Raw genomic sequence first — 23631 nt, 5'->3', positions numbered from 1 at the left:
CGCTCGTCGAGGCACGGTGTGGGTCATCGGCGATCATCTTGATGCCATCACTGATGATTTTGGAGTATGTCTGAACCTGTTTGGCACCAAAGAGCTTATTTGTGCTTCTCAGTATCTCAGTTATACGGCGTCAGATTTACGTTCATGGTAGGCATGGTGGCCACCTTTACGCAAAAATCTAGGGCATTGGCAAAATTGTCAATGCCTCGCTGTGTCAGTTGGCTACCCGATTTTCAACCCTACAGAACGTGTCAGCGAAGGTTGGCGCAGAAACGCTGGATGCGCTTGCCGGCTTCTTCAAGATTTGCATCCGAGGTTGCGTAGGAGATCCTGAAGTTTGGTCCGAGGCCGAATGCCGATCCATGCACCGCTGCGACCGCTTCCGTGGACAACAGCTCGCTGACGAAATCCTCGTCGTTCTCGATGACCTTGCCGGAAGGAGCAGTCTTGCCGATCGCTGCTGCGCAGGAAGGATAGACGTAGAAAGCTCCTTCGGGCTTTGGGCATTCTAGTAAGTTGGTCTGGTTCAGCATCGAGACTATGAGGTCACGCCGGCCTTCAAAAGCTTTCTTGAAAACCGGCAGATGCTCCTGCGTTCCGTCCAGCGCTTCGACCGCCGCCCATTGCGAGATGGAACTCGTCCCGGACGTCTGTTGACCCTGCACCATGTCCATCGCCTTGATGAGCTCGATTGGACCAGCCGCATAGCCGATGCGCCATCCGGTCATCGCATAGGCTTTCGACACGCCGTTCATGGTCAGCGTGCGGTCGTATAGATTGGGCTCGACCTGGACAGGCGTCACGAACTTGAAGTCGCCATAGGTCAGGTGCTCGTACATGTCATCGGTCAGCACCCACACATGGGGATGGCGGACGAGAACGTCGGTGAGCTTCTTCATTTCGTCCCAGCTGTAGGCTGCGCCGGACGGGTTGGAAGGCGAGTTCATGATGATCCATTTGGTCTTCGGCGTGATGGCACGCTCCAGATCCTCGGGCTGCAACTTGAATTCGTTGGCCTGAATGGCGGACACGATGACGGGTGTTCCACCGCATAGGGAAACCATCTCCGGGTAGCTGACCCAGTAGGGCGCAACGCATATCACCTCATCCCCGGGGTTCAGTGTAGAGAGTAGTGCGTTATAGATGACGTGCTTGCCGCCGGTGGAAACGATCGTCTGGCTCGCCTTGTAATCGAGCTCGTTCTCGCGCTTGAACTTGCGCACGATCGCTTCACGCAACTGCGGAATACCCGACACCGGAGTGTACTTGGTTTCGCCGCGCCGGATGGCGGCAATGGCCGCTTCCTTGACATTGTCAGGCGTGTCAAAATCAGGCTCGCCGACGGAAAGCGAAATGACATCACGGCCCTCTGCTTTCAGATCGCGCGCTTTCTGGGTGATCGCAATCGTTGCGGAAATCTTCACACGGGAAAGGGCGTCGGCGAGGAATGCCATGGTATCGTTCTCCTGAAGCAGGTTTGATTACCGGTAGACGGTTTGCGAGCCTGCTATGTCGCAATGGTCATCGAATCGCAAGCAAAAGCATGCGTGCGAGGCTTCACAATACGAAGTTTCTATGCAGTTGGCATCTGATGCTGGAATCATCAGCGGCGGTGGCGTGATGCTTCAATCAAAATGATTGGACTTGTCGCCCTGGAATTGGGAATAGTCGCCCGCAATTCAACGCTGCTGCGTCTGTCATGCGTCGCTTTCATCGCATGGCGCAGTCGAGGAGACCGCTACCATGCCAAAGCTTTATTCACAGCCTGATTCCGGAAACTGCTACAAGCCGCGGCTTTTGATGGCGAAATTGTCCGTGCCTTTCGAGCACATTTCGATTTCTTCAACCGATGGTTCAACACGCAAACCGGAATTCCTGGCTAAGAATCCAAATGGCAAGGTGCCGTTGCTCGAGTTCGATGATGGGCGACTCCTGGCGGAGTCGAATGCCATTCTTCTGCATCTGGCAGAAGGCAGCCGCTTTGTGCCCGAAGACGCCTACGAGCGCGCTCTGATGTACCAATGGCTGTTCTTCGAGCAATATACACACGAGCCGAACATTGCTGTGCGCCGAGCGCTCCTGGTCTATCCCGAGCGGGCAAAGGATGCGACGCCGGAACGGCTGGCAGCAACGCTGGAAGGCGGTAACAAGGCACTGCTCGTGATGGAGCATCAGCTGCAGAAGACACCATATTTTACCGGGAGCACGATCAGCGTCGCCGATATTGCGCTCTATGCCTATACGCATGAGGCCAATCGCGGCGGATTTGATCTGTCGGCCTACCCGTCGGTATCGAAATGGCTAAGCCGCGTTGCTGGCGACGAAGGCCACGTTCCGATCACGTGGCTTGGTAATTGACGCGGCCTACCGGATCTGCGCGGTTGATTCCGGTGTTCGTCAACATCATATGACGAATGCTGAAGTTCAATGTTCGAGGACCGTTTTATGAAAATTCTTATTGTACTTACTTCTCACGATCAGCTCGGAGAAACGGGGAAGAAGACCGGCTTCTGGCTGGAGGAGTTCGTCGCACCGTATTATACGTTTCTGGACGCGGGCGCGACGATAGTTGTGGCTTCGCCCAAGGGTGGTCAGCCGCCGCTCGACCCCAAGAGCGACCTGCCTGAAAGCCAGACCGAGATGACCGAGCGCTTCGCCAGCGACGAGGCTGCGAAGAAGGTGCTTGCCAATACTGTATTGCTGAACACGGTCAACTCGGAGGACTTCGACGCGATTTTCTATCCGGGCGGTCATGGACCCTTGTGGGACCTCACATCGGATCCGGCGTCCATTCGGTTGATCGAGGAGTTTTACAATGATGGCAAGCCAGTCGGTGCAGTTTGCCATGCACCGGCAGTGCTTCTGAAGGTGAATATCGACGGGCAGCCGATCGTCAAAGGCAGGCGCGTCACCGGATTCACCAATAGCGAGGAAGAAGCGGTCCAGCTGACTGATATCGTGCCATTTCTGGTCGAAGACGAACTAAAGCGCCTTGGCGGCCGTTATGAAAAGGTTGATGACTGGCAGGTTCTGGCAATTGCGGACGGTCATCTTGTGACCGGTCAGAACCCTGCCTCATCCGCTGCCGTGGCCGAGGAGATTCTGAAGCTCTTGAAGTGAGAGCCGACGGAAATAAAAAGGCGGGATAAATCCCGCCTTTCTTAAGTTATGTGCGTTCAGAAATCAGACGATTCCCGTGTGCCGTATCAGCCGGCAACGCTGAGGTTGTCAGCTGACGACTTGCCCGAACGACGGTCCTGCACGATTTCATAGTTGACCTTCTGGCCATCATTGAGACCGCGCAAGCCTGCGCGTTCAACAGCGGAGATGTGGACGAATACGTCTGCACCGCCAGTATCAGGCTGGATGAAACCGTAGCCCTTGGTGCCGTTGAACCATTTCACTGTTCCCGTAGCCATGGGAAATTCCTTTCAGAGATATAAGACAGGCAGCAAGCACATTTGCGGCCCAGGGAATCGAACCTATGCAATGGAGTTCATCAGGAAGCGCAACGGGTTACGCAGGTCGCAAAGTCACTCGACCGATAAAATCGATGCGATTTACATATGACAGAATTTGCTCCGAAACAAGCGTTTTTCAGACAGGTTTATGAGCCCGGTTAAGTGCAACGGGTTGTGCTGGCCAATTTTGGCCCTACATTGCCTGTTGAATTCCAGCACATCGCCCGACGTGTTTTCATAGTAGATGCTAATGTGAACTGGCCGAATCGCGGTCGTCCACGGGGGAGACTCATGGCGGAGCAGAAACAGAGTCGGTCCACAGCGACCACCGTCCCGGGCGAAGTGGAAGCCGGACTGCTCTCCCAATTGCGCGTGATATTGGACATTTACTGGATATCGCCGGTCCGCAACCGGCTGATACTCATGATACTCGGCGTCGTCAGCATCATCATCGTAACGTCGGCAGGTCAGGTACTTTTGAACCGGTGGAATGTACCCTTCTACGACGCGTTGTCGCGACGCGACTTTCCGGCATTTGTCGACCAGCTGATGGTATTCTTCGCCATCGCTTCGGTTCTGCTCGTCTTCAATGTCGCGCAGACCTGGTTGAACCAGATGACGCGCCTCAAGCTGCGCGAAGGGCTGACACGTGATCTTGTCGGCGAATGGCTGGAGCCCCGTAGGGCATTCAAACTGTCCAATTCCGGACCGATCGGCGTAAACCCGGATCAACGTCTCCATGAGGATGCGCGGCACCTGTCGGAAATGTCGACGGATCTGGGCTTCGGTCTGTTGCAGGCCTCGATCCTGCTCGTGAGCTTCGTCGGGGTGTTATGGACATTTTCGAGCGGATTTGTGTTCAACGTCTACGGATACAGTTTCTCTATCCCTGGCTACATGGTCTGGGCAGCCTTCCTCTATGCTGCGTCCGCGTCCTGGTTGAGCTGGCTCGTTGGCCGCAAGCTCATCAAGTACAACGCCGATCGCTACCAGAAGGAGTCCGAACTGCGTTTCTCGCTGATGCGGGTCAACGAACATATCGATGCGATCTCGCTTTATAGGGGCGAGGCTGACGAGAACCGCCGGATAGGGTTTGATATTGATAGCCTGCTCGCTGCAATCCGCTTGCTGGTAACGGCTCTCACACAGCTGACATGGGTCACGTCGGGCTATGGCTGGATCACCATCGTCGCGCCCATTCTTGTGGCAGCGCCTGTCTACTTCGCGGGGAACTTGTCTTTTGGCGGATTGATGGCGGCTATCGGGGCCTTCAACCAGGTGCATGATGCCCTGAAATGGTTCGTCAATAATTTCGGCGCCATTGCCGACTGGCGCGCGACACTCTTGCGTGTCACTTCATTCAGGCAGGCAGTGCAGGCCACCGACATCAAGAACAGCGTCGAACAACGGATCAAGTTCACGCAGTCGGAGACGAACCAGATCGTTCTCGACAAACTGAAGATCACCGCCCCGCGCGCGACAGTACGCTTGAAGGAGAAGAAGGCAGTCGTGAAGGAAGGCGAGCGTGTGTTGATTACCAGCGAGCCCGGGATTGACAGAACCCTGCTCTTTCGAGCCATGGCCGGCCTCTGGCCCTGGGGAGCAGGGACTGTCAGCCTGCCAGCGAATACCAATATTCTTTTCATGCCGCGCCTGCCTTATTTTCCTCCCGGCAGCTTGCGCGAGGCGATGTCCTATCCTGTCGGTAAGGAGGGATTCTCCGATGAGGAGCTGGTCTCGGCGCTACACGAGCTGGGATTGACACGGCTCGAACCGATGCTTGACTTCAGGGCACGCTGGGACAGGGAACTGAGTGACGATGAACAGCAGTCTCTCGCTTTCGCAAGGCTCAAACTGCATAAGCCGACCTGGGTCGTCATCGACGAGGCGCTCGACGGGATGGAGAGCGATGCCTATGAACGGGTTACAGCCGTGCTGCGCGACGACCTCGCCAAATCAACTGTTGTGCACATCGGGCGTGAGGACAAGAATGATCATGTCTTCTCAAAAGTGCTGCATTTCGTCAGTGATCCTTCCGGGCATGGGCTGGAAGAAGAAGGGTTGCAGGGCGTTTGAATGGTCGGATTGTGGGACGGTTAAATCCAATTCTCGGTCAAGACCCCGGGCATGCGTATAAATTCGCGCATATTGTTGGTCACAACAACCAGTCCTTCGCTGCGCGCGTGACCACCTATCTGCATATCATGCGATCCGCACGGAGTTCCGGCTCGTTCAAGGTCTGCACGTATCTGTCCGTAGTGCACTGCCGCAGCTGCCGCGAAAGGCAATATTTCGAGCCGGCTGACGAAGTGTTCGATCGCTTTCAAATTTTCAATGGTGCGAGCTGATTTCTCCGCTCCATAGTGCATTTCGCCGAGTGTGATGCTGGATATGCATAGCTGTTCCGCGAGAGCATTGAATTTGTCACGCAATTGAAGCGGATAACTCTTCATTACATAAATGCAGATATTTGTATCCAGCATATACCGTAGCATCAAAGCGGCTCGCGATCTTCGATTACAGGCTGTTCGCGTTCACTCATAAAGTCGTCGCTCAAACGCGGTCCCTGCGTAAAAAGATCATCCCAACGCTTGCCTTGAGGAACCACAAGACGACCCAAGCCGATCTTAAGGATATCCACCTGGTGCACGTCTTCGGGAAAAGCGACTGCTTTCGGCAAGCGGACGGCCTGACTGCGATTGGTCGTAAAAACGGTGGAGCTAGTCATGGTGAATCCTATGTACATCCCAGTGGGATATACATAGGACAGAGCTCGGAAAATGGCAAGACGACGATGTCCTTGCTTGGCAGAACGTCAGAGAAAATAATCCTGCAGCGGCCTGACCTCCAGCGAACCGGCTTTCAGTGCAGCGATGGCTTCGGCGACTGCGTCGGCTCCTGACAGAGTTGTATAGTACGGCACCTTCTGCATCAAAGTGGCACGGCGGAGCGATTTCGAATCCGAGATCGCCTTGGCACTATCGGTAGTATTGAACACCAGCTGCACCTGGCGGTTGCGGATGGCGTCCTCCACATGCGGCCGGCCTTCCTGCACCTTGTTGATCTTCTGGGCTTCGACACCGTTTTCGCCAAGGAAGCGGGCGGTGCCACCAGTTGCAAGAATCTTGAACCCCAACGCGGCCAGACGTTTTACCGGTGCGAGGATACGTTGCTTGTCCTCGTCACGCACCGATACGAACAGCGTTCCGTCGCGCGGCAGGTCGACGCCGGCACCGAGCTGCGACTTGGCGAAGGCCAAGGCATAATCGTAGTCGAGCCCCATGACTTCGCCGGTAGAGCGCATTTCCGGTCCAAGCAGGGTATCGACGCCTGGGAAGCGGGCGAACGGGAACACTGCCTCCTTGACCGCAATATGTTTGCGACCCGTGTTGGAGGGCTTGCCGCCATAATGTGCCAGCGCTTCCTCCAGCGTCTCGCCAGCCATGATGCGCGCCGCAACCTTGGCGATCGGGGTTCCGATGGTCTTGGCGACGAACGGGACGGTGCGTGAGGCGCGCGGATTGACTTCGAGCACGTAGATCGTGCCGTCCTTGATCGCATATTGCACATTCATCAAGCCGACGACGTTAAGCGACTTCGCAAGCGCAGCTGTCTCTTTTTCCAATTCGGCGACAGTCTCGGTTGAAAGCGAGTGTACCGGCAGCGAACAGGCACTGTCCCCGGAGTGAATACCGGCCTCCTCGATATGTTCCATGATGCCGGATATCCAGGTGTCCTTCCCGTCACACAGGCAATCAACATCCACTTCGATCGCCTCGCTCAGGTAGCGATCGAACAGAAGCGGGTTTTTGCCAAGCAGCGTGTTGATCTGGCCGGTCTTGTCGTTCGGGTACTTTTGCTTGATATCCTCCGGTACAAGCTCCGGCACCGTATCCAGCAAATAACTTTGCAGGCCGCGCTCGTCGTGGATGATCTGCATGGCGCGACCGCCCAGAACATAGGACGGGCGAACGACCAGCGGGAACCCGAGTTCACCGGCTATGGTGCGTGCCTGCTCGACGGAATAGGCAATGCCGTTCTTTGGCTGGGTGAGATCGAGCTTGATCAGGAGCTTCTGAAAACGGTCGCGGTCTTCAGCAAGATCGATAGCATCGGGCGACGTGCCGAGGATAGGAATTCCAGCTTTTTCCAGAGCGTCAGCAAGCTTCAGCGGCGTCTGGCCGCCGAACTGGACGATCACTCCATGCAGAGTTCCGGCCGTTTGCTCAACACGCAGGATTTCCAGAACGTCTTCAGCCGTCAGCGGCTCGAAATAGAGCCGGTCCGACGTGTCATAGTCGGTTGAGACAGTCTCCGGATTGCAGTTGATCATGATTGCTTCGTAGCCAGCGTCACGCAGCGCGAATGCAGCATGGCAGCAGCAATAGTCGAACTCGATACCTTGGCCGATCCGGTTCGGGCCGCCGCCGAGAATGACGACTTTCTTGCGGTCCGAGACCTGAGCTTCGGAGGCAGGGGAGCCTGCAAACGGTGTTTCATAGGTAGAGTACATATAGGCGGTCGGCGAAGCGAACTCGGCAGCGCAGGTATCGATGCGCTTGAAAACCGGGTGCACCTCCAGTCTATGACGCAGCTTGGTGACTTCGCCGGGATCCACTCGGGCGAGGCTTGCAAGGCGAGCATCGGAAAAACCCATGCCCTTCAGCATGCGCAGGTTCTGCGCATCCTTTGGCAGCCCATGTTCGCGAACGCGTTCTTCGGTGGCGATGATCTCCGCCATCTGCTCCAGGAACCATGGATCTATCTTGCAGCCTTCATGGACCTCCTCAACGGAGAGTCCGAGCCGCAATGCCTGGCCCACCATCCGCAGACGATCGGGCGTCGGCACGCCGATGGCAGCGCGAATGGCATTGTTATCGTTGCCTTCGCCGAGGCCAGGAATAGCGATTTCATCCAGGCCAGTCAGACCGGTTTCGAGACCGCGCAGCGCCTTCTGCAGTGATTCCTTGAAGGTTCTGCCAATGGCCATGACCTCGCCAACCGATTTCATCGCCGTTGTCAGCGTTGGCTCGGCGCCGGGAAACTTTTCGAAAGCAAAGCGTGGGATCTTGGTGACGACATAGTCGATGGAAGGTTCGAATGACGCAGGCGTGGCGCCGCCGGTAATATCGTTGTCGAGTTCGTCCAACGTGTAGCCGACGGCAAGTTTCGCCGCAATCTTGGCAATCGGGAAACCCGTTGCCTTCGACGCGAGAGCGGACGAACGCGACACGCGGGGGTTCATTTCGATGACAATCAGACGGCCATTTTCCGGATTGACAGCGAACTGCACATTGGAACCGCCGGTTTCCACGCCGATCTCCCGCAGCACTGCGATCGAGGCGTTGCGCATGATCTGGTATTCCTTGTCCGTAAGGGTCAAGGCGGGGGCGACAGTGATGGAGTCCCCGGTGTGGACGCCCATGGGATCCACATTCTCGATCGAGCAGATGATGATGCAATTGTCCGCCTTGTCACGGACAACTTCCATTTCATACTCTTTCCAGCCGAGGACCGACTCTTCGATCAGGACTTCGGTTGTGGGGGATGCATCAAGACCGCTGCCGATGATTTCGTAGAACTCGCTGCGGTTATAGGCGATGCCGCCACCCGTGCCGCCCATGGTGAAAGAGGGGCGGATGATCGCGGGAAGCCCAACATGGTCGAGCGCTGCGCCAGCCATGCCCAGCGCATGCGAGACGTAGCGCTGTTTGCGGTCGCCTTCGCCGAGTTGCCATTCGGTCTCGAGCTTGTCCAGGGCGGCGTCGAGCTCGGGGCCGGAATATTTCGCCTTCACAGCTTCGCGCTGTTCCTGGTGCAACTTGCGGTCGAGGTCCTTCACCTCGGTCGCGTTGGCGAGCATCGATTTCGGAGTTTCGAGACCAATCTTTGCCATGGCCTCGCGGAACAACGCACGATCCTCAGCCTTGTCGATGGCCTCGGCGTTGGCGCCGATCATTTCGACGTTGTACCGATCGAGTACGCCCATGCGGCGGAGCGACAGGGCGGTATTGAGAGCAGTCTGCCCGCCCATCGTCGGGAGAAGCGCATCCGGGCGTTCCTTGGCGATGATCTTGGCAACGACTTCGGGGGTAATCGGCTCAATATAGGTCGCGTCGGCCAATTCCGGGTCGGTCATGATCGTCGCCGGGTTGGAGTTGACGAGAATGACCCGGTAACCCTCTTCCTTGAGTGCCTTGCAGGCCTGCGTACCTGAATAATCGAACTCGCATGCCTGGCCGATGATAATCGGTCCTGCGCCGATGATCAGGATAGACTTGATGTCGGTGCGTTTTGGCATGGTAAAAGTCCTATCGATAGCGGGCTGCACAAAAAACCGCACGGTTTTGACCGTACGGGCAGGCATAAAATTCCAAATGCGAGGCTAAGGCTGCCTTATAGGCAAAGGAAACGCATTGCGTAACCCCAAAAACACAGGTTTCGAAGGTTTTCAGCAGCAATTCACGACAGGAACTATCTCATGCATTAATCGGTCACGAAAATTGATTATGGATCGAACGCAGCCGCACGTTGAAAAATAGCAGCGCGCATGAAACAAATGACGCACTACACTGTTGAAAATACATTGCACCGGCGTCGGCCGGTCGACAAGCGGGAGGCGGGAAATGCGTTGGCGGGGCCGCAGGCAGAGTGACAATGTTGAAGACCAGCGCGGCGAGGGTGGCGGCTTTCCCGGCGGTATAGGCCGCGGCGGCGGTTTTCGTCTTCCGGGAGGCACCGGACTGCGGACGGCGCGGGGCGGCGGCTTTTCGGGCATCATCCTCCTTGCGGCTATATTCCTGTTCCTGAAGTTCTGCACGAATATCGATCCAATGCAGATTCTGGTCGATTCCGGTGGCGGTGGCGGTCAGCTGGTACCAGGCCAGAGCCAGTCGCCAGACGGTACTGCGGTCAGGAACGATGAGATGACGCAGTTCGCACGAACCGTACTTGCCGAAACAGAGGATGTCTGGAGTGGAATATTCCAGTCCGAGGGCCAGACCTACCCGGCGCCGACAATGGTATTGTTCAGCGGTCAGGTCCGCTCGGCCTGTGGCTTTGCCAGCGCCGCATCAGGACCATTCTACTGTCCTGGCGACAGGAAGCTCTATATCGACTTGAGCTTCTATGACGAGCTTGAACAGAAATTCGGAGCATCCGGCGATTTCGCACAAGCCTATGTATTGGCGCACGAAGTGGGTCATCACGTACAGAACCTGATTGGCGTTCTTCCGAAGTTCAATGCCATGCGCCAGAACATGGGCGAGGCCGAGGCAAACGCCATGTCGGTTCGCGTCGAACTTCAGGCGGATTGCTTTGCCGGCATCTGGGGTCATTTCACCAAGCAGCAAGGCATACTTGAGGTTGGCGACCTGGAAGAGGCACTCAACGCCGCCCAGCAGATTGGCGATGATAATCTGCAGCGGAGAACGCAAGGCTATGTCGTTCCTGAAAGCTTCAACCATGGGACTTCAGCGCAACGCGCCAACTGGTTCAAGCGCGGCTTCGACAGCGGCAAGCTGGAAAACTGCGATACGTTCAGCGGGAATATTTGAGCCTTTCTCTCCCACAAGGGGGAGAGACAAGAGGTGCAGTGCTATTTCCCTCGATCAACCCGCATTCTGCTCGCTCATACGATCGTCCAGTGCATGGGCGACCGCGGCACGGGAGTGAATGGTTGTCGAATCGAAGATCGGCAGCGCAACGTCGTCGTCGGGCAAGGACAGGCAAATCTCGGTGCAGCCGAAAATGACGCAATCGGCTCCGGCATCCTTTCCGCGCTGGATAATCTTTTCCAGTGCCTGACGGGACTCCGGCCTGACTACTCCGCAGCAGAGCTCGTCAAAGATGACCGAATGCACCTTGGCGCGGTCGAGTTCATTGGGAACGACAAGGTCGATACCGAACTTTTCGCGCATGTAGTCTGCGTAGAACCCATGCTCCATCGTGTAGCGCGTGGCCAGAAGCAGTGGTCGCTTCATGCCCGAAGCCTTCAGGACACTGCCTGTCTCGTGCCGGATATCGATGAGGGGAACATCGATGGAGGCGGCAACTTCGCCGGCCACGAGATGCATCGTGTTGGTGCAGATCAGCACATTATCCGCGCCGGCACGTTCAAGCCGCTTTGCCGCATCGGAAAGAAGGGCTGCGGCGTCGTTCCAGCGGCCGCCTTTCTGCAAGGCGACTACTTCGGAGAAGTCCAGCGACTGCATGGCGATCTTCGCCGAAGTCAATCCACCAAGCCGGCTCCGCACCATTTCATTGATCTGACGGTAGTAGACCGCAGTACTCTCCCAGCTCATCCCGCCAATCAGTCCAATAGTGCGCATCTGCAAGTTCTCCAGGTGATTTGAGCAGGATAATAAGTCGATCGAAGTGCGAATTGTTCTCAAAGTTTGCGAGAGTGTCTTGCATGCGCGCAATTTATGTTCGTACTAGTCGATATGCGCGCTGAATAATTGCGGGAGAACGGGAATGCTGGATGATCGTGACCGGAAGATTCTGGTTTTGCTGCAGGAGGACGCGGCCCTCGCGGTCTCGGATCTGGCTGAGCGAGTGAGCCTTTCAATCTCGGCCTGCTCCCGCCGTATCCAGCGCCTGGAGGATGAGGGTTATATCGCGCGACGGGTCGTGCTTCTGGATCGCGCGCTGGCGGGGCTGCCGACTACGATGTTCGTCATCGTACGTACTGCCCGCCATTCCGCTGACTGGCTCGAACAGTTTCGCGAGGCCATTATCGATGTCCCGGAGATCGTCGAGGTGCATCGCATGACGGGGACGTTCGATTATATCCTGAAGCTCGCCCTGCCGCGTGTCGAAGCCTATGACGACATCTACAAGGCGCTGATCGAGAGGGTCGAGTTTTTCGATATCTCTGCCTCTGTTTCAATGGAAACGTTGAAGGCAACGACCACACTCCCCACGCGATACGCGCGCTAGATTCAGGTGATGCCGGCCTGCAAAAAGCGTTTTTCTCCGCTACCGGAGCTCACATACTTTAACTACGCTCCGATCCGGTTCTCGAAAGCCACCATTTTCGGCGCGACCCGACCTGAATCCCGAGCCTCTGATTGCGCAAGATTTGACAGGGTCTGTCAGTTGCATTCGTCGTAGTATCAGGTTGAGGTGGCGGAACGGCTCAATTTCTGACCGTGTTCACTTATTGTTTCGCCGTATCGGGTGCGTTGGAACGATTTTCCACACAATCCCGGTATGGCGACGTTTTTGCGAGTTTTTCCGATGATTGATCCCTTGCTTGCCAAACGCGGCTTGACGCTTGTTTTCACGATCCTGCTTCTGGACATTATCGGCATCGGTATCATTGTTCCGGTTCTGCCCGAATATCTGGAGGAACTGACCGGGGCTGACGTGGGAAATGCCGCCATCTATGGTGGATGGCTGCTGTTTGCCTATGCCGGCATGCAGTTCGTCTTTGCGCCGCTGATCGGCAACCTTAGTGATCGCTTTGGCCGCAGACCTGTGCTGCTGACTTCGGTTATAACCTTCGCATTGGACAATCTGATCTGCGCGCTCGCGCCGAACTTCGCTATTCTGCTGATTGGCCGAATCCTCTCGGGAATCAGTGGCGGCAGCTATTCGACGGCATCGGCCTATATCGCCGATGTCAGCACGGACGAAAACCGTGCGAGGAATTTCGGGCTGCTGGGTATCGCGTTCGGCGTCGGGTTCATTCTCGGACCAATAATCGGTGGCTTTCTCGGCGAGTTCGGGCCGCGTATTCCGTTTTATGGGGCGGCGCTGATCTCGTTTCTCAATTTCGTCGCGGCCTATTTCTTTCTTCCGGAAACACTTCCTGCAAGGGACCGGCGAAAGTTCGAATGGCGGCGCTCGAATCCACTCGGCGCACTCAAACAGATGCGCCATCATAAGGGGATTCTCTGGCTCGGGTTGGTGTTCTTCATGTTGACGCTCGGTCATATGTCCTACCCGGCCGTATGGGCATATGTCGGCAGCTACCGTTACGGCTGGAGCGAAAGCGATATCGGCATCTCACTGGGCATCTACGGCCTTTGCAGCGCCATCGTCATGGGCATTGTCCTGCCGCGGCTCGTATCGAGATTTGGTGAATGGCGCACAGCCGTCATCGGTCTCGCGTTTGCTGCCCTCGGTTTTTTTGGCTATGCCAGTGCCTGGCAGGGGTGGCTTGTTTATGTCGTCATTGTCGCCACCTGCCTAGAAGGGGTCGCCGATCCGGCGATGCGCAGTATCGCTTCCGCCAAAGTGCCTGCCTCCGAGCAGGGGGAGCTACAGGGTGCGCTGACCAGCCTGTTCAGCATTACCAACATAATCGGGCCGCTGATCTTCACCCAGATATTCGCGATGTTTACCCGGCCGGATGCATCCATAAAGTTTAGCGGCGCGCCCTACGTGCTTGGCGGGATCTTCGCACTCATCGCGCTGTTTGTGTTCCTCCTGCGTGTGGAAAAACCTTCGCTTGCCGAAGAAGGAGGTCTTGCGCCGGGCGCTTTGGCGCCAAACGAGGCGAGTTAGATCGGGCACGAGCGTCGGGGCGGGCCAGCTCAGGCTATAGTCCCAAATCCGACAGGCCCGGATGATCAGCCGGGCGAGGTCCGGAGCGATCCCAAAGAAACTTGCGCTCGGTTTCCTTGATCGGGAGATCGTTGATGCAGGCGAACCGCTTGCGCATCAGGCCGTTTTCGTCGAATTCCCAATTTTCGTTGCCGTAGGCGCGAAACCAGTTACCCGAATCGTCATGATACTCATAGGCAAACCGTACCGCGATGCGATTATTTGTGAATGCCCAAAGCTCCTTGATCAGGCGGTAGTCCAGTTCGCGATTCCATTTGCGCGTGAGGAACGCAACGATGGCTTCCCGGCCCTCGATGAACTCCGCGCGGTTGCGCCAGTAGCTGTCAACAGTATAGGCGAGGGACACCCGTTCCGGGTTGCGGCTGTTCCAGCCGTCTTCGGCGCCGCGCACCTTTTGCACGGCTGTTTCGAGCGTGAATGGCGGCAGCGGCGGGCGTTGTTCCGGCATTGCAATCTCCTCTTGCGGACTGGTCAGGCAGCGTGTTCCCGTTCAGGAACTGGTTCAAGCCCCTTGCTTTTGCGGATCAGGTTGAAGAATCGCTGGAACAGATAGTGGGAATCCTGCGGGCCGGGCGATGCTTCAGGGTGATGCTGGACGGAAAAGACCGGGCGTCCCACGACGCGCAACCCGCAATTGCTGCCATCAAAGAGCGAGACGTGCGTTTCCTCGACGCCGTCCGGGAAGGACGCCGCGTCGACGGCAAAACCATGGTTCATCGATACGATCTCGACCTTGCCTGTCGTGTCGTCGCGTACCGGATGATTGGCGCCGTGATGGCCCTGATGCATCTTCTTGGTATCGCCGCCAAGTGCCAGAGCAAGCATCTGGTGCCCGAGGCAAATACCGAAAACCGGTATATCGGTCTTGATAAGGTCCTTTATGGCCGGAACGGCGTACTGTCCGGTTGCTGCGGGATCGCCGGGACCATTGGAAAGGAAGATCCCATCCGGCTTGTAGGCCAAAACGTCTTCTGCGGTTGCGGTGGCAGGAACGATGGTGATCTTTGCCCCAAGTCCGGCAATCAGGCGCAGGATATTGCGCTTGATACCGTAGTCGATGGCCACGACGTGAAATTCAGGTTCGGTTTGCTGTTCAAAACCTTCGTTCCAAACCCAAGGCTTTTCCGACCAAACGGAACTCTGGCCAGATGTGACGTCTCTTGCCAGATCGAGGTTCAGCAGGCCGTGCCAAGCCGCAGCGCGTTTTTTCAATTCCGGAATATCGAACTTGCCGTCCGGATCGTGCGCGATAACAGCATTGGGAGCACCCTTCTCCCGGATGAGAGCTGTCAGGGCACGCGTGTCGACGCCGGCAAGCGCAATGACACCGCGCGCTTTCAGCCAATGATCGAGGTGGTCGGCGGCGCGGTAGCTCGAAGGAGCCGTAATGTCTGCCTTGAAGATCGCGCCAACCGCACCAGCGCGATTGGCGGGTGTCAAATCCTCGATGTCTTCCTTGTTGGTGCCTACATTGCCGATATGCGGAAACGTGAATGTGACGATCTGGCCGGCATAGGATGGGTCGGTGAGAATTTCCTCGTATCCGGTGAGGGCGGTGTTGAAACAAACCTCCGCTTCGCAGACGCCCGTCGCGCCGACGCCTTTGCCTTCGATGACAGTGCCATCGGCAAGGACGAGCACTGCGGTTGGCCTCAGTTCGCTCCAAGCTGCGCTCTTTGGTTGAACACCGGCGTCGGTCGTCATTGTATTGGTCATGCGGAACTCCTGAACCGGGTTTGCATCGTTGTCCCTGGCCGGCATTGAAAAAAGCCGTTCAATAATCCATATGGACATGGCTGAACGCCGTGGTGGTTGGACTTCCCCACAGCAGCAACAACAAAAATGTCTGGCTAAGACTTAGTCCATAAACAAAGCCGCGCCTCCGGTCAATTGCGAGACGAGAAACTGTCGCGAAAATTCGAAGTACGCGTAAAACAGGAGCACCGAGCCATGCGCGACACAATCGCAACGGCACTCAACACAGCCATCAAGGCACAGGACAAGCGTCGCGTGCCGACGCTGCGCCTCATCATGTCAGCAATCAAGGATCGGGATATCCTCAATCGCGGGACAGGCAAGGACGCTGCCAGCAGCGATGAGGTGAGCTCGATCCTGGCCAAGATGATCAAGCAGCGCGAGGAGTCGGCGAAGCTTTATGAAGATGGCAGCCGCCCGGAACTCGCCCGGCAAGAGCGCGAGGAAATCGAAATTATCCGCGAGTTCATGCCGGCACAGTTGGACGATGCGGAGATTCGCCGGGTTGCCAAGCAGGTAATCGACGAAATCGGAGCAAGCGGCCTGCGCGACATGGGAAAAAGCATGAATGTGCTCAAGGAAAGATATGCAGGCCAGATGGATTTCGGCAAGGCGAGCAGTATTGTGAAGGACCTGCTACAGTAGGCAGCTATTCATCCATCTTTAGCGATTAGCAGAAATCCGACTCGTTTGCGAAGTGAGGCTGACTCGATCCGGCGAGAAAGCCGATTTCAGGCTCATTTTCACAGGCTCCGGCTTTCGTTATCCCTATCGTGATGCAGACCATCCTAGCAAGCACCACTCAGACGGCCGCTGGCCCAGCGAGGTGTGGAGGTGGTTCGCAATACTCGATCAGCAGCTCGGTGAGGACCTGTATTTTCCGTGCGGGATGCTGACCTGGCGGGCGGATGACATATGCACCTGCCGGAGGGGGTGGATAACGCGTCATGACCGGCACAAGCGCGCCCGAAGCTATATAGTCATGAGTAAGACAATCGGGCAGGTAAGCAATCCCGAGCCCTGCTGCCGCGGCGGCGACCAGGGCAGTGCCATTGTCGGCTTTAAAACGCCCCTGTGGACGAACCGTGATGATCATGTCGCGATCCATGAGTTGCCAGGCTTCGGTGCCCTGCATAAGAGCCTGGTGGGCGGCGAGTTCCTCCGGCGTTTCCGGCGACCCATGCGCTTTGATATAGTCGGGGCTCGCGACCAACTTCCCATAGATCGGTCCGACGCGTTTTGCGATCAAGTTGGAGTCCTGAAGATAGCCAACTCGTATCGCACAATCGTAACCCTCCGTGATGAGATCGACAAAGCGATCACTGTAGCAGGTGTGGATTTGGAGCTGGGGGTGGCGCCGTGCCATTTCCGCGAGGATAGGGCCGAAGTGGTTCTGTCCGAATGAATACGGGACAGCAACCCGCAAGCGGCCGCGAAGGTCGCCAGCGGGTAGGATAGTTTCCTTGGCAACATCGATCTCGGCGCAAACTCTTGCTGCATAGTCCCGGAACGTCGCCCCGGCCTCAGTGAGAGCAGCCCCTCGGGTCGTTCGTGCAAGAAGCTGAACACCAAGTTCCGCCTCAAGCCGGAATAGGCGACGGCTGACGATCGACTTGGAGACGCCGAGCCGGAGCGCGGCGGACGAAATCCCCCCAGCATCAGCAACATCTACGAATGTCCGCAACTCTTCGATGTCCAATTCAGTGTTCCCCATTTCGCGACACAGCTTGCCACGATGAGACACTACCGCATCGCGATTAGGAACGGCAATGTCCCTTTTAGACGATGTCGCCGCTCGCGCATGTCTCCAGGAAACCAATGCCACTCACATGGCAGCAAAGGATGCAATAATGACGTTTCGCAATGGTCTTGCTTCGCTTCTCCGTCCCGAAGACTCGGTCCTTGTTCTGATCGACCACCAGCCTTACCAGCTGACGAATCTGAACAGCCACGATCCGCAGGCGGTGGTCAACAATTCGACTGCTCTGGCGAAGGTTGCCAAGGCATTCGGTGTTCCAACCATCCTGACAAGCGTCATCGCCGAGCGCGGCGGCCTGATCTTCCCGCACATCACCGACGTGTTCCCCGGCCAGGAGGTGATCGACCGGACATTCATCAACACCTGGGAAGACAAGAAGGTGGTGGACGCAGTCAAGGCGACGGGTCGCAAGCAGCTGATCATCGCCGGACTGTGGACCGAGATCTGCGTCGCTATGCCGGTGATCCAGGCGCTCGGCGAAGGCTGGGATGTGACTGTGATCACCGACGCCTCGGGAGGCACCTCGGTCGAGGCCCATGAGGTCGCTATCCAGCGCATGATCGCGGCTGGCGCGAACATGATGACCTGGCTGGCTTTAGCGTCGGAATGGCAGCGAGACTGGGCCCGAACCGAGCACGCCGCAGAGTTGACTGATGTGCTCAAGCAGCATGCCGCAGGTAGCGGCATTGCGTTCCTGTGGGAACAGCAACTGCTTAACACGCCGGTACCTGGCAGCGCAGGATGATGATTTGAGCGGGGAGGGGCAGAGGTTTTTGAGCGACGCGTTGCGAAGGGATTTCTGTCAGACGGTCGGCCAGACCTTGGTTAGTGGCTACACCATCACGTGAGAATTTGCATAGCTCTTATGCAAGATTGGGCATAGCCACAGTTTTGAGCGATGCTATTATGACGATGTTGGGTTCTTTCCTCCCAGATTCCCCAACATTGAATGTACTGCACCTCCTCCCGCGGTACATTTACAATCAGGACCGCTGCACCTCCTCCCGCAGCGGTCCTTTTTTATTAGTCAGTCGGATTTTTCGGTCGGCTGCTTCTGGGTTGCAAGTTCCTCGACCGCTTCAGTCAAGGTCACAACTTCCTTTTCCCGCATCTGGTCGATCTTTTGATGGAGAAGCTCGATCTTCTCGTGCAGCAATTCGATCTCGAGTTCAGCCTTGATATTGATGCGGTAGTCATTTTCCGCTTCCCTGCGGTCTATATCCTGCTGGCGGTTTTGGCTCATCATGATGAATGGAGCGGCATAGGCCGCCTGGAACGACAAAGCCAGGTTGAGAAGTATGAAGGGATAGGGATCCCATTGACGCACATAGGCGGTGACGTTCAAGATAATCCAGACGAACAGTATGGTTGACTGGATGATGATAAAGGACCACGACCCCATGGTTGCGGCAACCGTATCGGCGATCCTTTGTCCCCGGGTGAGCTGATTTTCGATGTCTGCCGGCTTGATACTGCGGTCCCGGCGGCGGATTGATCTCAGATGGTGCAGCAGCTTCCGCTCCGTTTCCCACAATCCCTTCTTCACTTCCTCGACATTGGTCATTGTTCGATACCGATCTGTTGCTGGGCAGCCTAGTTGATTTGTACAGGTGAAATAGCAGCCCGGGAACTCGATTGCTCCTCATCGCGTTCTTGTTTCCATATGGAGGCGCAAATGAAGTTGCACGGCTGGACTACAATCACTGGAATCATGGCGGGGTTGGCTGTCGGCGCAGGCGTAGGCGAAGCGATGATGGGAAACATGCTGTTGGGTTTGCTCATCGGTTCAGCTATGGGCGCCTTCATCGGATCCAACGATCGCATTCGCCGCGATTATTAAGGACAGCACACGCACCGCATGTCAGCTGTGCAATGCCCGCAAACGCGTGGTGTTCAACAAGCCCTGCTCTTCAAGGACAGGATAGGCCATGGCGGCCAACAGGGAGTTTACCTGCTTCAGATCGCGGATTGTATCGAGATGGATGGAGCTGGTTTCGACGCTGCGCGTGGTGCCTTCACGCAGGCGCCTGAAATGACGTTCGCTACTTTGCTTTTCCAGATCACGCAGATGGTCTTTTTCAAGCACCAGTTGATGCGCCGTCTCGCGATCGCGTGACACCAGTACGTTGAAAGCCATGCGGGCATTGGTAAGTACCTTGGCGTGGAAATTGCTGAGTTCCAGCCACCCTTCATCGGTGAACTTGAGTTTCCGGTCCATCTTCTTCTGAACCAGCGCGATCATGTTGCGCACGATGATATCACCGACCTGCTCGAGCTTGACGCAGGCTCCGAGGAGTTCCTGCGCACGTGCGACTTCAAAGTCGGAAAGCGGCTTGGCGGTCAGTTTGGCAAGATAGAGCTTGATGGCTGCATGCTTGCGGTCGACCTTGTCATCAAGGGCCGAAAGTTCATCGATCCGCTCCTGTACCGGATTTTCGTAGAGACCGATGATGCCGCGCAACATGATTTCCACTGTCTCGCACACGCGCACGGTCTCGCGAGTGGCGTTGGCCAAAGCAAGGCTGGGCGTGTCGAGGACGCTTTCGTCGAGGGCGCTGAGTTCCGCATGATCCAGCGGGCGCGATTGTTCTGTGGGAGCATTGAGCGCAACCACAGCCTTGGTGGCCTTGAGTACCAGACCGGAGAGGGGGACGCCCGCCAGCAAGATGATCACATTGAAAAGGATGTGCCCGTTGATCACCTGATCGGCGGGAGTGGAGCCGAGGAAACCAACAGACGGCTTGAAGCTCAGATAGAGGATTAGAACAACTACCGAGCCCGCACCGCGCATCAATAAATTGCCCATGGGGACGATACGTGTTTGCGGCGCGGCATTGCGGGTAAGAAGCGGAGCGATAAAGGATGAGCCAAGGTTAACGCCGAAGATCATCACGATGCCGAGTTCCGGTTGAATAAGACCGCGCGAGGCAAAGGTGACCAGCAACAACACAGCAGCGATGCTGGAATGGAACAGCCATGTCATGACCGCTGCAATCAGGAACGCAGTAACCGGATCGGTGTTCAAATAGCCGACAATCACCGGAAGCAATTCGCTGTTGCGCAAGGGCTCGGTTGCCTGACCGGTCATCTCGAGTGACAGCACCAGGAGGCCGATGCCAACGAGTATGCGCCCGATCTGCCGCCAGTTGCTGCGCTCGGTCGACATGAAGATCACCGTGCCGGCAACCAGGCAGAAGGGGACCAGCAAGGTCAGATCGAAGCTCAGGATCTTGACGACCAGAGCCGAGCCGACTTCAGCGCCGCGCACGGCCATGAGCCCCGCAATGCCGCTGACGAAACCCGACCCAACAAACGAGCCCACAAGAAGGCTCACCGCGGTCGAGCTCTGCAGGGCGATGGAAAGCATCAGTCCCCACAGTACCGCAAGAACCGGATTGTGGAGGACGCCGCGAAGGCTTTGGCGCATGCGCTCGCCGTAGGCGCGCTCGACGCCTGTGCGGACCATGCGTGTCGCCCACAGCAGAAGCGCCACTGCGCCTGCCAAATGCAACAAAATTGCGGAACCGTTCACTTATAATGATCCTGACGCGGAGGAGATATTCGGTAATGCAATGGCATCATTTTAGTTGCGACCTCTTAAGATAAGATATCAATCAAAAAGCGAAAAAAATATGTTCCGGCTAAGAAAATCCGTGTCGCTTTTGGCATATTGTTACAGATTTATGACAAACAGCTACTCCGTTTAAAATCGTTTGCCGGCTTTGTAAAGCGATTGCATTCACAATCACCGCCATTCATTCGATGAACGGGGGATGACGCGCTTGCAGGACTTCCGTCTAGCTCTTATCTGGTGCAGTATGGGTCCGGCTTGCGATGTGAAATCCGGGCTGCCAAATCTGATATCCGAGCGATAAGTATCAAAGACGAAAAGCAGCATGCGATTTCCGCCGTCCTTTCTCGATGAGATCCGGGAACGTGTACCGATCTCCAGCGTGATCGGAACACGCGTTTCATTCGACCGGAAAAAGACGAACGCGCCCAAAGGTGACTTCTGGGCGTGTTGCCCGTTCCATGGCGAAAAATCGCCGAGCTTCCATTGCGAGGATCGCAAGGGCCGGTATCACTGCTTCGGTTGTGGCGTGACTGGCGACCATTTCCGCTTCCTGACCGAGCTGGAAGGGTTGAGCTTTCCCGAGGCCGTTCAACGTGTTGCCGACATGGCGGGCGTGGCGATGCCGGCCCGGGATGCTGAGATGGAAATACGCGAGGCAAAACGCGCCACGCTCTACGATGTCATGGAAATGGCGACCAAGTTCTTCGAGGACCAGTTGCAGGCGGCCGGTGGGGCGAAGGCGCGTGCTTACCTTCGGGAGCGGGGCTTGAGCGCTGCAACGCAGCACGCCTTTCGCCTGGGCTATGCCCCGGAGAGCCGGAATGCGCTCAAGGAACATCTCGCGACGAAGAACGCCACCAAGGATCAGATCGAGGCGTGCGGGCTTGTGGTCTATGGCGACGACAAGCCGGTTTCCTTCGATCGCTTTCGTGATCGCATCATGTTTCCGATCGAGGACATGCGCGGCCGTATCATCGCTTTTGGCGGGCGAGCGCTCGCGCCGAACGCCATTGCGAAATATATGAATTCCAACGAAACCGAGCTCTTCCACAAAGGCAGGATTCTCTTCAACGCCCGCCGGGCCCGCAAGGAAGTCCAGCCGCAAAACGGACAGCCCGCCAAGGCCGTGATCGCGGTAGAGGGCTATATGGATGTCATTGCCCTGGCGCAGGCCGGCTTTGCCCAAGCCGTCGCGCCGCTCGGAACCGCATTGACGGAAGACCAGCTCGATCTTCTGTGGCGCATGTCGCCCGAACCCATACTCTGTTTCGACGGCGACAACGCGGGCATCAAGGCGGCACACCGGGCCATCGATCTCGCCATGCCCGCGTTGAAGCCCGGCTTCTCGTTGCGGTTTGCCGTTCTACCCGAGGGCAAGGACCCAGACGATCTGGTCAGGAGCGGCGGTTCTCAGGCTTTCCAGGCGGTGCTTGATGATGCGCGTTCGCTCGCAGACATGTTCTGGACGCGCGAGACAGCCAGCGGCGTCTTCAATACGCCCGAGCGTCGCGCCGAACTCGAGGCGCGGCTCAAGCAAATGACCGCACTCATCGGCGACGAAAACGTGCGGCGTCATTACGCGCAGGACGTGCGCGAGCGTATCCAGCTATTTTTTGGCTCCGGCCAACGCGGCAATGACCGGCGCAACAATGGCGAGCGCGGCAATGGACAGGGTGGCTTTGGCCAGCAAAATGGATTCGGCCAGCGGGGCAGGAGTGCGACGAGTGGCCGCCTGGCCGTGTCGGACACTCTGGCGAGGTCGGGGATGGTCAGGACCACATCTGCCGCACCACCGCTGCGCGAGACCGCAATCCTGATGACGTTGTTCAATCACCCGCGGTTGATCGAAGACGATTTTGAAACGATCGTCCGTCTCGAATTCAGTCATGCGGACCTGAAGCGATTTCACGAGGCTATGCTCAATGCGATGGCAGAACATCATGTCGCCACCGGCGTTGAAATGCGCAAGGCAATGGTCGACACCAATCACGGCGCCTTGATTGAAAAACTGGAGTTAGCGACTAGGCGCGCAAGGATATGGACCGCCACGGCGGAAGCCGCCGAAGAGGATGCACTGGAAGCCTTAAAACAGGCCATTCACTTGCATCAGCGCGCGAGCACACTACATAAAGAGCTGAAAGTAGCTGAAACCGCCTTGGCGAACGAAGCCACCGATGAAAATCTCAATCGACTGCTTGATATTCAAAACGATATTCGCAATGCACAGGCAACTGAAGCACTGATCGAAGGGTTTGGAATACCTTCCGGGCGCTCGGGTAAGGGGTTTTGATGAATTGATTCGCTTTTTTGGGCCGAATCAGTTGAGTCGGGGTTGACGTAGGTCAATAATGGCGGAATCAGAGTGCGCGAATTAAAAGATATTTCGTTGACGTTTGCGGGTAAAGCGAAAAAACCGGCAAATTCGGCAGATATTCAGCGTGACGGAAAAACAAGGTTAATCCGCCATTAACGGGATTTCGGCTAGTCGATCATTCATACCTTGATGATGT

At 56.6% G+C, this 23631-nt stretch carries 21 protein-coding genes; 10 read left to right on the top strand and 11 right to left on the bottom strand.

The features are described from left to right. Window positions 1–251: 251 nt before the first annotated feature. Window positions 252–1454: a pyridoxal phosphate-dependent aminotransferase gene (locus tag CU100_RS21000; RefSeq protein WP_106718519.1), complete on the bottom strand. Its 1203-nt coding sequence runs from the start codon at window positions 1452–1454 to the stop codon at window positions 252–254. A gap of 289 nt (window positions 1455–1743) precedes the next feature. Here CU100_RS21000 and CU100_RS20995 point away from each other — a divergent pair, with 289 nt between their 5' ends. Further along, window positions 1744–2358 carry a glutathione S-transferase family protein gene (locus tag CU100_RS20995; protein WP_106718518.1) on the top strand — a complete coding sequence of 205 codons (615 nt, stop codon included), beginning with the start codon at window positions 1744–1746 and terminating at the stop codon, window positions 2356–2358. Window positions 2359–2445: 87 nt separating this feature from the next. Then, on the top strand, window positions 2446–3120 hold the full coding sequence (locus tag CU100_RS20990) for a type 1 glutamine amidotransferase domain-containing protein (RefSeq protein ID WP_106718693.1): 675 nt from the start codon (window positions 2446–2448) through the stop codon (window positions 3118–3120). 86 nt (window positions 3121–3206) lie between these two features. On the opposite strand, the gene CU100_RS20985 is transcribed toward CU100_RS20990, so the two are convergent. Continuing rightward, on the bottom strand, window positions 3207–3419 hold the full coding sequence (locus CU100_RS20985) for a cold-shock protein (RefSeq protein WP_106718517.1): 213 nt from the start codon (window positions 3417–3419) through the stop codon (window positions 3207–3209). A gap of 333 nt (window positions 3420–3752) precedes the next feature. Here CU100_RS20985 and CU100_RS20980 point away from each other — a divergent pair, with 333 nt between their 5' ends. Continuing rightward, window positions 3753–5537, top strand: a complete 1785-nt coding sequence (locus CU100_RS20980; RefSeq protein ID WP_106718516.1) for an ABC transporter ATP-binding protein/permease — start codon at window positions 3753–3755, stop codon at window positions 5535–5537. A gap of 20 nt (window positions 5538–5557) precedes the next feature. Here CU100_RS20980 and vapC read toward each other — a convergent pair whose 3' ends face one another. From vapC to carB, 3 genes are all read right to left on the bottom strand, one after another. After that, on the bottom strand, window positions 5558–5956 hold the full coding sequence (gene vapC / locus CU100_RS20975; RefSeq protein WP_106718515.1) for a type II toxin-antitoxin system tRNA(fMet)-specific endonuclease VapC: 399 nt from the start codon (window positions 5954–5956) through the stop codon (window positions 5558–5560). Then, window positions 5956–6189: a type II toxin-antitoxin system VapB family antitoxin gene (vapB, locus tag CU100_RS20970; RefSeq protein ID WP_106718692.1), complete on the bottom strand. Its 234-nt coding sequence runs from the start codon at window positions 6187–6189 to the stop codon at window positions 5956–5958. Before vapB ends, vapC begins: the two co-directional genes overlap by 1 nt. 87 nt (window positions 6190–6276) lie before the next feature. Then, complete coding sequence (carB, locus tag CU100_RS20965) at window positions 6277–9762, bottom strand: carbamoyl-phosphate synthase large subunit (RefSeq protein WP_106718691.1); 3486 nt, start codon at window positions 9760–9762, stop codon at window positions 6277–6279. A 325-nt stretch (window positions 9763–10087) separates the two neighbouring features. On the opposite strand from carB, the gene ypfJ reads away from it, so the two are divergent. Beyond that, window positions 10088–11017 carry a KPN_02809 family neutral zinc metallopeptidase gene (ypfJ, locus tag CU100_RS20960; protein WP_106718514.1) on the top strand — a complete coding sequence of 310 codons (930 nt, stop codon included), beginning with the start codon at window positions 10088–10090 and terminating at the stop codon, window positions 11015–11017. A 54-nt stretch (window positions 11018–11071) separates the two neighbouring features. Here the strand turns inward: ypfJ and CU100_RS20955 are convergent, their stop codons facing one another. Further along, a complete protein-coding gene (locus CU100_RS20955; RefSeq protein WP_106718513.1) occupies window positions 11072–11791 on the bottom strand; it encodes an aspartate/glutamate racemase family protein in 720 nt (239 codons plus the stop codon). A 145-nt stretch (window positions 11792–11936) separates the two neighbouring features. Here CU100_RS20955 and CU100_RS20950 point away from each other — a divergent pair, with 145 nt between their 5' ends. Next, entirely contained in the window at window positions 11937–12401 is a 465-nt protein-coding gene (locus CU100_RS20950; protein WP_106718512.1) for an Lrp/AsnC family transcriptional regulator, read from the top strand. 300 nt (window positions 12402–12701) lie between these two features. After that, window positions 12702–13973 (top strand): TCR/Tet family MFS transporter, encoded by a 1272-nt coding sequence (locus CU100_RS20945; RefSeq protein WP_106718690.1) that lies wholly within the window; start codon window positions 12702–12704, stop codon window positions 13971–13973. 34 nt (window positions 13974–14007) lie between these two features. Here the strand turns inward: CU100_RS20945 and CU100_RS20940 are convergent, their stop codons facing one another. Together CU100_RS20940 and carA are read right to left on the bottom strand one after the other, a co-directional pair. Then, the gene (locus tag CU100_RS20940) at window positions 14008–14481 is read right to left on the bottom strand and encodes a nuclear transport factor 2 family protein (RefSeq protein WP_106718511.1); all 474 of its coding nucleotides are present in this window, start codon (window positions 14479–14481) and stop codon (window positions 14008–14010) included. 23 nt (window positions 14482–14504) lie between these two features. Next, window positions 14505–15749 (bottom strand): glutamine-hydrolyzing carbamoyl-phosphate synthase small subunit, encoded by a 1245-nt coding sequence (carA, locus tag CU100_RS20935; protein ID WP_170113915.1) that lies wholly within the window; start codon window positions 15747–15749, stop codon window positions 14505–14507. A 234-nt stretch (window positions 15750–15983) separates the two neighbouring features. Between carA and CU100_RS20930 the strand changes: the two genes are divergently transcribed. Then, entirely contained in the window at window positions 15984–16433 is a 450-nt protein-coding gene (locus CU100_RS20930) for a GatB/YqeY domain-containing protein (protein WP_106718510.1), read from the top strand. A 157-nt stretch (window positions 16434–16590) separates the two neighbouring features. Here CU100_RS20930 and CU100_RS20925 read toward each other — a convergent pair whose 3' ends face one another. After that, a complete protein-coding gene (locus CU100_RS20925; protein WP_170113914.1) occupies window positions 16591–17487 on the bottom strand; it encodes a LysR family transcriptional regulator in 897 nt (298 codons plus the stop codon). A 151-nt stretch (window positions 17488–17638) separates the two neighbouring features. Here CU100_RS20925 and CU100_RS20920 point away from each other — a divergent pair, with 151 nt between their 5' ends. Beyond that, window positions 17639–18292: a hydrolase gene (locus CU100_RS20920; RefSeq protein ID WP_106718688.1), complete on the top strand. Its 654-nt coding sequence runs from the start codon at window positions 17639–17641 to the stop codon at window positions 18290–18292. Window positions 18293–18574: 282 nt separating this feature from the next. On the opposite strand, the gene CU100_RS20915 is transcribed toward CU100_RS20920, so the two are convergent. Further along, window positions 18575–19111 (bottom strand): DUF1003 domain-containing protein, encoded by a 537-nt coding sequence (locus CU100_RS20915; protein WP_106718508.1) that lies wholly within the window; start codon window positions 19109–19111, stop codon window positions 18575–18577. 111 nt (window positions 19112–19222) lie between these two features. On the opposite strand from CU100_RS20915, the gene CU100_RS27000 reads away from it, so the two are divergent. Beyond that, a complete protein-coding gene (locus tag CU100_RS27000; RefSeq protein WP_170113913.1) occupies window positions 19223–19387 on the top strand; it encodes a hypothetical protein in 165 nt (54 codons plus the stop codon). A gap of 21 nt (window positions 19388–19408) precedes the next feature. Here the strand turns inward: CU100_RS27000 and CU100_RS20910 are convergent, their stop codons facing one another. Continuing rightward, on the bottom strand, window positions 19409–21079 hold the full coding sequence (locus CU100_RS20910) for a Na/Pi cotransporter family protein (protein ID WP_106718507.1): 1671 nt from the start codon (window positions 21077–21079) through the stop codon (window positions 19409–19411). 364 nt (window positions 21080–21443) lie between these two features. Between CU100_RS20910 and dnaG the strand changes: the two genes are divergently transcribed. Next, window positions 21444–23411, top strand: coding sequence for a DNA primase (gene dnaG, locus CU100_RS20905; RefSeq protein ID WP_106718506.1), 1968 nt, complete (start codon window positions 21444–21446; stop codon window positions 23409–23411). Window positions 23412–23631 lie beyond the last annotated feature (220 nt).

It is taken from the genome of Phyllobacterium endophyticum (assembly GCF_003010935.1).
Lineage (GTDB): Bacteria > Pseudomonadota > Alphaproteobacteria > Rhizobiales > Rhizobiaceae > Phyllobacterium > Phyllobacterium endophyticum.
The sequence above is the reverse complement of the archived record's forward strand: the minus strand, read 5'-3'. Positions and strand labels throughout refer to the sequence as shown.